Source organism: Clostridium sp. CTA-19, assembly GCF_054767855.1.
This window is the reverse complement of the sequence record NZ_BAAABH010000016.1, coordinates 1-14,554: the sequence shown is the minus strand read 5'-3', so window position 1 is coordinate 14,554 and position 14,554 is coordinate 1. Positions and strand designations below refer to the sequence as shown.

General features: G+C 24.5%; 14 protein-coding genes. 1 reads left to right on the top strand and 13 read right to left on the bottom strand.

Annotation, left to right across the window (positions count from 1 at the left end; all coding sequences use genetic code 11):
* Window positions 1–17: 17 nt before the first annotated feature.
* The 7 genes from ACYUE0_RS10100 to ACYUE0_RS10070 form a co-directional block, all read right to left on the bottom strand.
* Window positions 18–224 (bottom strand): hypothetical protein, encoded by a 207-nt coding sequence (locus tag ACYUE0_RS10100; RefSeq protein WP_460270436.1) that lies wholly within the window; start codon window positions 222–224, stop codon window positions 18–20.
* Between the two features lie 171 nt (window positions 225–395).
* Complete coding sequence (locus ACYUE0_RS10095) at window positions 396–1,463, bottom strand: DHHW family protein (protein WP_460270435.1); 1,068 nt, start codon at window positions 1,461–1,463, stop codon at window positions 396–398.
* 26 nt (window positions 1,464–1,489) lie between these two features.
* Window positions 1,490–1,828, bottom strand: coding sequence for a DHHW family protein (locus ACYUE0_RS10090; RefSeq protein ID WP_460270434.1), 339 nt, complete (start codon window positions 1,826–1,828; stop codon window positions 1,490–1,492).
* 10 nt (window positions 1,829–1,838) lie between these two features.
* On the bottom strand, window positions 1,839–3,239 hold the full coding sequence (locus ACYUE0_RS10085; RefSeq protein ID WP_460270433.1) for an MBOAT family O-acyltransferase: 1,401 nt from the start codon (window positions 3,237–3,239) through the stop codon (window positions 1,839–1,841).
* Between the two features lie 230 nt (window positions 3,240–3,469).
* Complete coding sequence (locus ACYUE0_RS10080; protein WP_460270432.1) at window positions 3,470–4,816, bottom strand: FAD-dependent oxidoreductase; 1,347 nt, start codon at window positions 4,814–4,816, stop codon at window positions 3,470–3,472.
* Between the two features lie 127 nt (window positions 4,817–4,943).
* On the bottom strand, window positions 4,944–5,681 hold the full coding sequence (locus tag ACYUE0_RS10075; protein ID WP_460270430.1) for a DUF434 domain-containing protein: 738 nt from the start codon (window positions 5,679–5,681) through the stop codon (window positions 4,944–4,946).
* 77 nt (window positions 5,682–5,758) lie between these two features.
* Window positions 5,759–6,220: a GyrI-like domain-containing protein gene (locus tag ACYUE0_RS10070; RefSeq protein WP_460270429.1), complete on the bottom strand. Its 462-nt coding sequence runs from the start codon at window positions 6,218–6,220 to the stop codon at window positions 5,759–5,761.
* A 537-nt stretch (window positions 6,221–6,757) separates the two neighbouring features.
* Between ACYUE0_RS10070 and ACYUE0_RS10065 the strand changes: the two genes are divergently transcribed.
* A complete protein-coding gene (locus ACYUE0_RS10065; protein WP_460270428.1) occupies window positions 6,758–7,459 on the top strand; it encodes a hypothetical protein in 702 nt (233 codons plus the stop codon).
* Window positions 7,460–7,547: 88 nt separating this feature from the next.
* Here ACYUE0_RS10065 and ACYUE0_RS10060 read toward each other — a convergent pair whose 3' ends face one another.
* The 6 genes from ACYUE0_RS10060 to ACYUE0_RS10035 all read right to left on the bottom strand — a co-directional run bounded on the left by ACYUE0_RS10060 (window position 7,548) and on the right by ACYUE0_RS10035 (window position 14,101).
* Window positions 7,548–8,513 carry an aromatic acid exporter family protein gene (locus ACYUE0_RS10060; protein ID WP_460270427.1) on the bottom strand — a complete coding sequence of 322 codons (966 nt, stop codon included), beginning with the start codon at window positions 8,511–8,513 and terminating at the stop codon, window positions 7,548–7,550.
* Between the two features lie 482 nt (window positions 8,514–8,995).
* Window positions 8,996–11,065 carry an ABC transporter permease gene (locus ACYUE0_RS10055; RefSeq protein WP_460270425.1) on the bottom strand — a complete coding sequence of 690 codons (2,070 nt, stop codon included), beginning with the start codon at window positions 11,063–11,065 and terminating at the stop codon, window positions 8,996–8,998.
* Window positions 11,055–11,822, bottom strand: coding sequence for an ABC transporter ATP-binding protein (locus ACYUE0_RS10050; RefSeq protein ID WP_061994190.1), 768 nt, complete (start codon window positions 11,820–11,822; stop codon window positions 11,055–11,057). Before ACYUE0_RS10050 ends, ACYUE0_RS10055 begins: the two co-directional genes overlap by 11 nt.
* 101 nt (window positions 11,823–11,923) lie before the next feature.
* Window positions 11,924–12,949 (bottom strand): sensor histidine kinase, encoded by a 1,026-nt coding sequence (locus ACYUE0_RS10045; RefSeq protein WP_460270424.1) that lies wholly within the window; start codon window positions 12,947–12,949, stop codon window positions 11,924–11,926.
* On the bottom strand, window positions 12,946–13,614 hold the full coding sequence (locus ACYUE0_RS10040) for a response regulator transcription factor (protein WP_061994192.1): 669 nt from the start codon (window positions 13,612–13,614) through the stop codon (window positions 12,946–12,948). The genes ACYUE0_RS10045 and ACYUE0_RS10040 overlap by 4 nt, the downstream gene beginning before the upstream one ends.
* Before the next feature lie 145 nt (window positions 13,615–13,759).
* On the bottom strand, window positions 13,760–14,101 hold the full coding sequence (locus tag ACYUE0_RS10035; RefSeq protein ID WP_460270423.1) for a zinc ribbon domain-containing protein YjdM: 342 nt from the start codon (window positions 14,099–14,101) through the stop codon (window positions 13,760–13,762).
* Window positions 14,102–14,554: the final 453 nt, after the last annotated feature.

Sequence of the window (14,554 nt, the reverse complement as noted above, 5' to 3'; positions counted from 1 at the left end):
ATTAAAACCACTGTATTCTATTTTTTATTTTTCTTTAAAATTGATATATCATTTTTAATTCTAAATGGATTGATAAAAATCCATGTAAAACTTAAACTAAGCAACAATGAACTTTCAAAATCACTTAATATTAGAAAAGACACTATTGCTATTCCTAATATTAGAAGTATTATATTTAATATTAACCTCTTTTTTATATTTCCCACATTTACCATATTATTCATATTTTATACCTATTCTCCCCATATTTATACTTAAATTATGACTTGCTTTATAATTTAAATCAATACAATAGGTTTATTATATATACTTTCACTGTTTTAAACTAAAAATAAAAAGACTATATTAAAAAATATTTTTTAATATAGTCTTAATTGAATTTCTACATTATTAATCTACTTGTTTAATCCATCTATGGTATTAATTAAAGTTTCTGTGTTAGCTGCAAAAACATTATTAATAAATAGTACTTGATTTATACCATTATCCTTAACTAACTGATTTAAACTTCCATCATAATAACGAGAATCTATAACTATTACTTCTTTATAATCTGGAACCAAAAATGGTACAAATGCATTACCATAAGACTCTTTTACTACTACTATTTTTTTATCACTTTTTGCATTCTTATTTTCAATTTTTATTTCTGGAAAATCACCATGCAAAAATACTGAATATGCATTTACTCCTTCTGCATAATCTGCATATAGACTACTTTTTAACGGGTTGTCCATATCATTTTCTTCATATCTATAAACTTGATAATCATAAGGTATTTTATAATAATCTACCGTATCTGGGTTGTTTTTTAGTTTATTATCTTTAGTTTGAGCATACAATGTTCCTAAAAATCCATCTACTGTGAACTTTTCATATTCTTTCAGGTTTATTGGAGTAAATCCTGCTTCTTTAGCAAATGATGTATACGCATAATATGCTCCTAGAGATGTCCAATGATGATCTGTGTTAAAATATATGTACTCATCTTTATGTTTTTCTAATTCACTATAAGCATCTATAGTTTTTACATTTTTGTCCATGCCCTTATAAATATTATCTATGGACTCTTTTTCAGAATTGCTCATATCCTTATATTTACTTGGAAGTGCAAACTCAACATGAGTTGGAACAACCATATTATATACTTGTACATCATTTCCTAAATTCTTAGCATGTTTTGAAATTGTATTTATGTATTTTTCACTTTCTTCCTTACTACCACCAAAAATCTCTAAGGCCATATCACCTAAAGTCACAATTGAACCAGATTTTTCTGCAATTTCATCTCCTTTTTGTGAATCATCCTTTGAAGTATTTTTTGTATCTTCCTTTTTTGAATCTGCTATTTTATTACTTTGTCCTGTTTTTTCTACCTTTTCTTTATTTCCACAAGCTACTAATGAAGTAACTGATATAGCTACCAATGTAACAGCTATTATTTTTCTTATGTTTTTACTCATAATTTATTCTCCTATCTTTTTCATTTTTATTTATATAATTTTATTTCTTCTTCTCCTTCTCTAAGTCCCTTTAAACTATCAACATAGGAATCAATTGATAATAACTTATCCCTAAATGGAAAAGTATCATTATAAAAACTCTCTATCTGTGAAAAATATTTTCCTTTCATAATTTCCTCTAAAGAAAACTTTGGGTATTTTGTTAAAGCTCTTTTTTCATCTTCTGATATAGTTTTTTTAGGCATTATTATTGAACATAAGGATAATGTTAATATTATTAATGCAAATACAAAAATATTTATTAATTGCATCTTTTTTATTATTTTATTTTTTCTTTCATTTTCTTTTTCACAATCAAATTTCATTTTTTCCTCCTTAAAACCTAAAATATAAGAAAGGATTATAACTATCTCCAATTAGCATAGCTGTTGATAAAATTAGTATCATTACATTAATTATTACAACTAATATTGTTAGGATATATTCTCTATCTTTTTCTAATATTTTTCTTTTTATATAGGGAAGTATAGGAGTTGTTCCTATTAACGCTAATATAATCCAAAATATATTATTAACAATTTCTAGTTTCGTCTCAGTATTAATAATTGAATTATTGCTTAATCCAAACATTATTCTTAAATATTTAATGCTATCTGTTAAGTTTGTAAAATAAAATATTGTCCAACCAATAACAATAACTATCAAAAGATATATGTGACTAACTATTTTAGGTATTCTATTTAGTATTTTTAATATGAATTTTTTCTCAAAATATATTATTATTCCAAAATATAATCCCCAAACGATAAAGTTCCAACTTGCGCCATGCCATATACCTGTTAAAAGCCAAACAATAAATAAATTAGCAACCATATTTTTCTTGTTTCCACCTAAGGGAATATAAACATAATCCCTAAAGAAGCTACCTAAAGAAATATGCCACCTTCGCCAAAATTCTGTTGCTGACTTTGATATATATGGATAATTAAAATTTTCTAAATATTTAAATCCAAATATTTTTCCAAGACCTATTGCCATATCTGAATATCCTGAAAAATCAAAGTACATTTGAATAGTAAACATTACAATTCCAAGCCAAGCCCCTACTACTGTTAAATCATATAAATTTGAATTCATATATTGCTCTACTAACTTACCTGCTACATTTGCAATCAAAACTTTTTTTCCAAGTCCTACTATAAATCTATTTATACCATCATTTATGTTAGCTATAGAGCTTTCTCTATAGTCTATTTCATCCTCTACTTGAGAATATCTAACTATTGGACCTGCTACTAATTGAGGATATAATGATATATATAGTAAAAACTTATAGTAACTTTTTTGAGCCTTTACATGACCTTTATACACATCTACTGTATAGGAAATAACATGAAATGTATAAAAAGATATTCCTAAAGGAAAGGGTATGTCAGGTATCTTTATTGCAAGATTAAATAATTCATTTATATTTTCAAAAATAAATGCAGTATATTTAAAAATTAATAATGAACATAAGTTTATTATTATAGAGTATATTAACCATTTTTTAGATTCCTTTGTATCCTTATTTTTTTCAATAAAAATTCCTGCGTAATAGTTTATTATAGATGTGAATAAAAGTAATATTATCCATTTAGGTTCACCCCATGAATAAAAAATAAGAGAAAATACTAATAGTGTTATATTTTTAGCTTTTATATCCTTTACCAAAAAATAAATTAATAGATTTAGTGGTAAAAATAGATAAATGAATAATGTATTTGAAAATACCATGTTTCACCTCCTGATTTTATGTAACAAAATATTTTTATCATTGTTTTGTTACATAAATATTACGTAAATATAATTTTTTATATTTTTAAGCAATGTTTATAAAAATAAAAAACCCTTACCTGCATATTTAATACAAGTAAGAGTTTTGTTAAATTTAAAAATTAATGCTTAATATCTTTATTGATTTAAAACTGCTTTTATAAAACCTATTAAATCATTTTAAAGAATTCTTATCTTATTGACTGTGGAAAATTAAATATATTACAAGGATCATATTTTCTTTTTACAACCCTTAATTCACATGCATTTCCACCATAATATTCTTTTTCATAATTTTTTAATGGACTATATGGGAAATTAACAAAAAAACCTTCCGTTATAGTTTTTATATAACTTAATCTAGAGGCAACCCATATTTTATTTTCTTCTGCATAAATTGGATTCTCCCAGACTGACTGTATTCCCATAATATAATTAGCATCTCTATAATAAAAAGCTGTCTCATGCTTTCCTTTGTCTTTAACAGCTCCTCCTAACCCATAAAAAGTAATTGCAGCATAAACTGAACCTTTTGCTCTTTCTTGAAGAGATAATGCTAATTTTAATAATTCTTCTTTTGAATATAACCTGTTTACAAATCTACCTGTAGATTTAAATTTCTCACTGTCAGGATAATTAGTGCCTACTTGCCTTATAGCATTTATAAATGTTGTATACTCAAAATTAGCTATAGCTTTTGGTAAAACTAGAAATGGCTTTAATATTATTTTTAATTCTTCCTCTGTTCCATAGAACAATCCAAAGAAATATGATGCTATTCCTTCTTCAGAAGAATTATAAAAACTAGCCCTCATGTTTACTCTCCTATCTAAATTTTGATATACTTTTTGAAACACATCCATAATATTTGCCTGTTCTAATGCCGTATTTTTTGGATAATATATTGTAAATAACGTAACCTTATTTATCTTAGGTGGTAATTTAAAGGTTAATGATGTTACTACCCCAAAATTTCCATCACCGGCACCTCTTAATGCCCAAAATAAATCCCTATTGCAATTCTTGTTAGCAATAATTACTTTTCCTTTATAGTCTACAAGTTCCACTTCCACTAAACTATCAGTACCTAATCCAAATAATCTACAGGATAATCCCCAGCCTCCGCCTAATGCATAACCAGCTACCCCAACAGTGGGACATGTTCCTCCTGGAAATGGGTAACCCCTTAATCCTAAGAATTCATAAAGCTCTCTATTTTGTACACCTGCTTCTATTGTCACAGTATTACTGCATTCATCTATACTTATTTTTTTCATTCTACTAATATCAATTACTATTGCACAATCACCAATTGAAAATCCTTCGTAATTGTGTCCACCAGATCTAATTCTAAATTTAAAGTTATTTTTAACACAAAATTTCAAAGCAAATATAACATCATTTCTATTTATACAATATAATATAGCTATTGGATATCTTTGTATTGCTCTATTCCAAACTTGTCTATCTTCATTATAATTAATATTGTTTGGAGTTACTATTTCACCATTAAAGCATAAATCCTTAGCTAAATTCATTATACCCATCCTTTATAGTAGAATATTTTGATTTAGGGATATGAAAAAAAATAAAAGACCAAAGATTCGAAGCATATTTGGTCTATTATTTATTTGATTATGCCTTATATAAATCCATCTACTACTATTATAATATATGATTATTTTTTAAATTAGTTTCAAAATCAACATACATAGTATTTAACATATTATTTTTTATAATTTCCTTATTTAAATTAATCCAACTATCACACTTATCTAAAATAATAGCATCACTAGTTATAACGCAATCTAATGATTCTAATACAGTATCAACATTATTGATTGTTTTCGCTTCAACCTGAAAATTATAATCCCTTAGTAGTTCTAATATTTTAAGTTTTAATCTTCCTGAATTTGAAACCGGTGAGTCTAAATAGAAAATAGCTTTTTTTATTTTATATTTCTCTAATATATTTCCAATAAGTTTAATTGCTAATTCACTTTTATCTATAATTTTATATGTACCACGAAGCCCAGCTAAATCTCTTATTGTGCCATCCATACAATTTAATATTACTGAATTAGATAATGCTACTTCTAATGTGATTACTGTATTAAACCCATCAATATTTACAATTTCACCTTCTAATTTATTAATAGCTATTTCTTTTGCTTTTCTATTTTCTACTGACCTATCTGAAGAAATTCCCCTAACTATTGAAAGTCTTTGCCTTTCAGATAACAAATAATGATTTCCTATAAAGGTAGAACTTCCTTTTATATTGTAACTTCTATTAAGAAGATATCTTAAGTCCTCACCTGCTTTATATAATTTATTAATACTGTTTTTACTAAACTCTTCTTCGTCTTTTGGTACATATCCTCTTCTAACACTTTTACTCATAACTTATAATGCTCCATCCTATAAATAATTTATTTCTTATTAAATATTATAGGAAAAAAATTTTATATAATACATCCTTAATTTAAAGAAATATAAATATGGATTTCTTGATTTTCCATATCATTGCTATTATTTTGATATTCCTCAAAATCACAAGAATATTTTCTATCTAAATTCATTTGCCACAGTTCATTCCAAAATTCCTGTACTGATTTTTTAACATCACCTTTTATAACAAATTTAGCATATTTCCCACCTGGAATTTTTCTACTTACTAATGGGGATTCTAAATTATCACTTTTAATAACTTCAGAACAAATTAAAAAATTATAAGGGTTTGTAAAATCCCCTTGGTAATCTGTATATACTGCAATAAATTTTTTATTATTTCTATTTTTTATTTTTTCATAATATGCTTTTGCTAAAAATTTTCCCCACATTTCCCCTATATCTTTAATAGCTCTACCATTTTCATTAGTGGTTTCCTTTATTAAACCTACTACCTGTTTTTCAACTAAGTTAACAATTTCATACTTCATAAAAAACTCTTCTCCTTAACTACTTTTTATTAAAGTATAATCTATGAAATATGACACCATTATGTCATATTCAAAATAAAAATACTCCATAATATAGATTTTTTAATCATCTATAGGGTTCCAAGTTGACTTTTAAAATTATTTGCTCCAAAACTTGGACACATTAAATAGTGAGATATGCTCGGAAACACTTCAAATTCAACACTATATTTTGTATGAAAATATTTTAAAGCTATTGAATAAATTTAAATGCGAGCTTGTTTCCCTATATCTTACAGAGTATTTTTTTCTTTTTAAATATAAGCTATTTATTCATAAACCCCTTTATATACTAATAGACTTTTCCCTGTATTGTTTGATTATCTTCTAAAAATTCAATGATATTCAATGCTAACTTGTAACCATATATTGTATTTTAAATTATAATACAATACTTTCATCTATTTAAAATACAAATATTATTTTACATTTTATTGAATTAATTGTATTATTTTCTCGAAAAGTAATTTTATTTATATATTAATTAGGGGTTTAAATATGAAAAAAAGAACAATCGTTGCATTATTATGTATTTCTTTAATAGGTTCTTCAATTGTAATCATTCCAACTAAAGCAGTTGCAAAAACTAACACTTCTTATAACGTATCTTTACCTACTAAAGATACATTTATAAATGCAAAGGAAGATTTTAAAATTTTTTCCAATTCAGTTGATGCATTAACTGGAGAAGCTAATTTAAATATAAAATTTAGTAAAGAAGAATTTAATTCTACATTAATTATATTAGATAATAACCGTGAAATATTTAGGAGTAAAATACTCCCTAATACCTCTGAATTAAATTTACCTATTAAACTTAATTCTTATGGCAATCACAATATAAAAGCTTTTATTGGAATATGTGCACCAAATTTCGATGCATATTCTATGAGTAATGAAATAGATTTAGGTTTTTTTAATCCTAAAATAGAAAAATCAATAAATTTACAATATAATTACTCAAATAATCAATTTACAGCAAAGCTACCTACTTCTGAATATAATTGTCAATTATATGTATATGACAATGGAGTTTTGTCATATAAAACTAAACTTAATAGACCAACTGATAATGTTTCTTTTTCTTTACCATCAGAAACTTATGGTAAGCATGAAATAACTGCTTATCTTGGTATTGTTGCAGGTTCATATGATTATAATCCTATGTTAGCTAGCAATGCTTTTGCTTTTTATAAATAATATTTTTAAATTTTAAATAGCTACTTCAACATATAAATAAATTATATATTGAGGTAGCTATTTATTTTTTATTTATTAATATACACTTTTAATAATATGTATTTATTTTATTTAAATATTCTATCAATCTGCTTATTATTAGTATATTTGTATTATTACTCATATCTAGTCTATTTGGATCTATTTTTATGTTTATAACCTCACCTATACCTTTATCTTCTAGTATGTTTTTATGTTTTTTATATATTATTTCAGTTAATTCAATTATGTATTCTCGTTCATTTTTTTTACTGTGTAAATTTTCTTTATTAAATTTAAAAAGAGTGTTTAAATAATTATCTGCAGCCATATCTACCTGATATAAATAATTATATTTTTTCAATTTAGTACTATATTTTTTTAAGTGAAATCCACCTGATATTACATCAATGTCTTTTTCTAAGGTTTTTAAATTCACACTTAATTCTTGTAAATTTGTTTTAAAGTTATCATATTTTTGTTCAAATACTCCTTTAGAATTTATTAAAGACTCTATATTTAACAACAAATCTTTGGATATATTCATCAAAGAACTTTCTACTATATCGCCTAAATTTATTGGTAAAATCAGTTCATTTACAATTATTGCAATGATACCCCCTATCAATATAGAAACAAATCTACCAACTATTCCAACTATATCACTACTAATATAAAGTATTAATGCACCAGCTGCACAACTTACTACACTAATTTTCCCATTCAAATTAAACTTATCATATGTAACAATTATTACAAAAAATACAATAGGCAATCCATATAAACTTCCTTTAAATATTGGATGCATTATAGCAGTTAATAAAAATGCATATACATTTGCTAAAAACCTCTTTTTAAAGTATCCTCTTGAACTAGAGGCTGATGGATAAGATGCCAAAAGCAGAAAAATTGTAAGTGCCATAGTAGATGCCTCTGCATACCACACTATGTTACTAAGATATATAGCTATTAATCCTGCAATACAAATTTTGATGGCCTTTATTACTTCTCCATTCAAACTTTTTCTTAACCTCATATATAAAAATTCACCTACCTTTCTTTTTAATAGAAAAATAATTTTTAGCATTAACCATACTTTTCTCTTTTAATATATTCTCTACATTTAATATAACTAATATTTATTTTTCTCTCGAAAGTTAATATTGTCTATTTAAAAATTTAAAATCCATAAACACACTAAAATTTCAATTTGTTTTACTACATTATACCATTAAGTTATTTTTCAATATTAATATTGTTAATTTTCTAATATTCTATAAACTTTTAAATTTTTACACTCACTAATCTACTTAAATAAATTTATGTAAGAATTTTTATAACCCTAAAATATAAAGATGAGCTTATATAAGTTATATTTTGTATTCTAGAGTATACTTACATTTACTTTAAAACTTATTTGTTTTCCAAATAAAAAAATCTAAGATTAATATTTTACAAAACAAAAACTACCTTAATATAAAGCTTTAATACTTAATATTAAGATAGTTTTTTAGTTATTTATTTTATTTTGTTCATATCATTTATATTTCTTTTAAACGTATAATAAGTTGATAAAAAATAACTTGCATATATTATAATTATTATAAAAAATGCTACTCCTATATTAAAAACAAAAGCTTCATCCCCTATATATACATTCATTTGATTTAAAAATATATTTATATAATAATATATAAATATTATAAATTCTACAGTAGATACTATTATAGGAAGTAAAAAGTAAAATAATATTTGTTTAAATATTATTTTATTTACTTCTTTTTCTTCTATTCCAAGCTTCTTTAAAATATTAAATCTACTTTTATGCTCTATTGAGTCTATCAATTGCTGCAATGCAAGTACTGTAAAGCTTATCATAAGTAATACTGTTCCAAGATATACTCCTAAAATTTTCATGGCCAATGTTACATTTAATATTTCACTTACCTCTGCAACCTTTATTCTTGTCATCGATACATTAGGTGACACCTCTCCATTATTATACTCCTGTAATATATCTTTATATTCATTTTTACTCCAATTTGGAATATATTTATTTTCTAAATTCAATGCCTCTTCATAACTAATCTTTTTATTGGTGTTTACAAAGAAATCTACACTAGCTAAAGTTAATTTTTCACAATAACTATCTGGTAATATAAACAGCATATCATTATAATAGCTATATATCCCTTCTCCTATTGAATCCTTATAATAACCATGACTACTTATTTTTAAATTATTTCCATGTGCATTAATTACATTGTTCTCTTGTATATATTTTTCTATATCTAAATCATTAATCATTTTAGCACATTGTATAGTAAATTCATTGTCTTTAAGCGTAATTTTTTCATATCCCAACATAGTTCTTAACTTATTAAAATCACTTAATTTAATAGCTAATATAGGCATTTTTGTTTTATCTTTTATATAAAAATCTTCTTCTTTCAAAAAATATTTTTCAACTTCACAACACTCTTTAACACCATAGTTCTGTTTTTCTAAATATAACTCTAAAGATTTATAATTGGGAATCTTAATATCATTAATATCTCTTAATTTAACATAATTACTGTTTATAATTATATCAAAGGGAATTCTATATTCTAAATACCCTAAACTCCATTGAGATAATAATAACGTTAATGTAAAACTTAGTGCTGCACCTAAAAATGTTATAGATGTTGTTGCCATTAACATAGGTGCTGTTTTAATTTTTGATACTAAAGATCCTATTAAAAATAAATTTGTTCCTTCATATCTAAAATTTATCCATCGATTTTTAACTATTATAATAATATATGCTATTGAATAAAACAAAGCATATGTCGCTAATATAAATGTAATTAATCCTACCAACATATATATTTTTTCATATCCATTTATATTATTGGGATTCTGTATAACTTTTAAAATTTTATATACTGAATAACCACAAATAACATAAAATACACAAGCTAGTATAAATAACAATATATAAACTGTTTTTCCTCTTTTAAATTGAAATTCAATTCTTTTTTCAGCATTTATCATATCAATAAGTTTAACTTTACTTAAACTTCGTATATTAAAAATACCAATTATACAAAACATCGCTAAAAAGAATATAACTGTAATTAATACAGTGTCTGTATATAATCTAAGAGAAAATGTAAGTTGTTGTTTAGCTGTTATTAATATTAATGCAGTAACTACCTGAGAAAATAACATACCAATAAAAATTCCTATGCCAACTGATATAAGTCCTATAAATAATGTTTCTATAAAAAACATTACTGCAACATTTCTCTGTTCTGCTCCTAATAATATATATGTTGCAAACTCTTTTTGCCTTCTTTTTATCATATATTTATTTACATATCCTATAAGCAATATAAGTAGTGCTGTAATTATATATGTAACATATTTTAATATTACTGTCAGCATTTCAAAATTATAAGAATCCTCAGTTATAAATTCATAGTCACTACTGGATAATGACATAAACGCATAGAATAAACTTACGCATAATGTTATTGTTATAAAATATATTAAGTAATCTTTTATTGAGCGTTTCCCATTATTTATTGCAAGCTTAGCGTACATCTCTTATATCTCCTCCAAGTAATGCCACAACATCAAGTATTTGATTGAAAAATTGTTTTCTATTACTTTCCCCTTTTATTAATTCAGTAAAAATTTTTCCATCTTTAATAAATAAAATTCTATCACAATAACTTGCAGTAAAAGAATCATGAGTTACCATCAAAATCGTTGACCCTAAATTTTTATTTAAACTTGAAATCATTTCTATTAACAGTTGTGCTGATCTTGAATCTAATGCTCCAGTAGGTTCATCAGCCAAAATTAATTTAGGATCAGTTATTAATGCCCTAGCACATGCACAGCGTTGTTTTTGTCCACCGGATGCTTCATAAGGATATTTTAAAAGTATATCTTCTATTCCTAATTTTGTAGCAATATCTCTCACTTTTTCATCTATGTTATCTTTTTTACATTTATTAATCGTTAAAGCTAATGCTATATTTTCATGAATATTCAATGTATCTAATAAATTAAACTCTTGAAATATAAATCCTAAATTTTCTCTTCTAAATTTAGCTATATTTTTTTGATTTATTTTAGTAATGTCATCACCATTTATATAAATATGGCCTGAACTAACCTCGTCAATTGTTGATATAGTATTTAACAATGTAGTTTTTCCTGATCCTGAAGGCCCCATAACTCCAATAAATTCTCCCTTTGAAATATCAAAACTTATATCATCAATAGCTTTAACAACATTACCACTTTTCCCATAATATTTTTCTATATGTTTCACTTCTAGTATTTTTTCCATTATTTTCACCTCTATATTATTTTAACTAAAATTCTACTATCATAAATAAATTTAACATTACTTATATATGACAATTTTGTAACATAAAAACTCCTATACTATTAGTATAGGAGTAATTCATTACAGCTAAAATTTCCTCGTGGAAATACTATAATTACTCTTGTATATTCACTTACTTTTGATTCTATTGATATATCTAAACCTAATTTATAGGCTAGCTTTTTACACAAGTATAATCCAATGCCTGTAGAGTTATTACCTTTTCTTCCTTTTTCTCCTGTGAACCCTTTTTCAAAAACACGATTTATCTCATTTTGAGGAATGCCTATACCATTATCCTCTATAATTAATTTAAGTCCATGCCTTATATCTTTTGTATATACTTTTATTATTGGTAAATTTTTATTTCTATATTTAATGGCGTTTACTATTACTTGATTTATTATAAATTCCAACCATTTACTATCACAATAAACATTCTTATTCACACCACTTAGTTCAACTTCTATGTTATTTAATATAAACATTTGCTTATTTCTTATAATAACTTGATTTATGCATTTTTGTAATGATATTTCCCTTATTAGATAATCTTTATCTACCTCTTCACTTCTTGCATAAAATAAAGTTTGTTCTACAAATCTATCTATATTGTCTAATTCATGCAATACTAGTGAAGAATTTTTAGTTCTATTATTTTCTTCAATAAGCTTTATTGCAGAAATATGTGTTTTAACTTCATGAATCCATTTTTCAATATATTCTTTATACTCCTTTTGAACACACTTGCTCAAATTTATTTCTTCTAGCATAGATTTACTAGATTCTCTCATTAAATTATAATAAAATTTTCCTACTATATCACAAGGTTCCTCTATAATCTCACCAATTAAATATTTTTTATCTAAACTATTAATTACTTTTAATATAGTATTAAAATATAACTTTTTTCTTTTATAATCATATAAAAATAAAAAAATACATATAAGTACCCACATAGTAATTATTACTTTTATAACTTCAAAAGTATTTCCTACGCTAAATAAAAATATTATTAAAACCATAAGCAATACAATATTTAAAAACAGTATACCTATTCGTTCTTTTAAATAATCATTTAAGTTCATACCATATATCCTTGTCCCCTCTTAGTTTTTATAAAATCTTTCACCCCTATATCTTGAAGCTTGTTTCTTATTCTTGTCATATTAACAGTTAATGTGTTGTCACTTATAAATAAAGCACTCTCCCACAAATATTCCATAATTTCTACCCTAGATACTATCTTTCCTTTACTGTTTAATAAACAATGTATTATTTTAAACTCATTTTTAGTAAGTTCAATGCTATTCTCTTCATTTTCTATAGTACTAGTTAATATATTAAGCTTTAAACCTTTGTACTCTATAACTTCTATATTTCTTTCATTAGGATATGCTCTTTTTAAAATTGAATTTATTCTTGCTAATAAAATTTGAGTATTATATGGTTTTGTTATAAAATCATCCCCGCCTAAAGTAATACTCATAAGTTCATCAACATCAGTGTTTCTACTTGTTACAAATATAATTGGTACTTTTGAAAAATTACGTATTTCAGTGCATATTTTAAAACCATCATTATAAGGTAAACCGATATCCAATAAAATTAAATGTGGATCTTTCTCTTTAACTGCTTTAGGAATTTCATCAAAATCTCTTTCTTTAATTGCTTTATACCCATTAATATTTAAAATATTTGCTATTTCATTTTGTATTTGTTCATTATCTTCAACTATCATTATATTAAACATATTCTATACCCTTACACCTTAATTAAAATATTAATAATAATTATACATTAAATATATGAATTTATAAAATTTTACAAAACAAAAACTACCTTAATATAAAGCTTTAATACTTAATATTAAGATAGTTTTTTAGTTATTTATTTTATTATGCTTTTTTAACAAACTCAGATTTTAGTTCCATAGCTCCAAAACCATCTATTTTACAATCAATGTTATGATCCCCATCGACTAAACGTATGTTTTTTACTTTTGTACCTATTTTTATAGATGATGATGCTCCTTTTACTTTAAGGTCTTTAATTACAGTTACAGTATCACCATCATTTAAGATATTTCCATTTGCATCTTTTACAACTTTTATATCTTCACTATTTTCTTTTTCTGATTCTAAATTCCACTCATGAGCACATTCTGGACAAACAAAAAGACTTCCATCCTCATAAGTGTATTCTGAATTACATTTTGGACAATTTGGTAAATTAGACATAATTTAGTTCCTCCGTTCGTTATTTCAAATCTTAATATATAAAATTCCCCTTAGTTTTTTCAAAAATTTAATTTATTATAGTGTTCCAAGTTACCTTTTTTGACTATTCATTTTAAAACTTGAATAATCTAAAAGTCATGCAAGCTCCTAATTAATTAAATTCAAATTATAGCTTGTTTCCCTATAAATTTGTGTTAATTTGAAATTTAGAAAAAACATATATCATTTTATCATATGTTTATATATATTAGCATAATATTATCATATTTACAAACAACTTTAGAAAAAGTTGCAAGCTATGATTTAGTCATAACCACCCGTAAAACGGGTGGCTTGCTCAAGCCCTATAAGGGCGTATTACTTCCAACACCTAAATGGTGTTAGCTTTCATTTCATTCAAGCCATTGTGGACTGATTACTTAACTATACCCTTAAAAGGGTTCTCTAATTCTT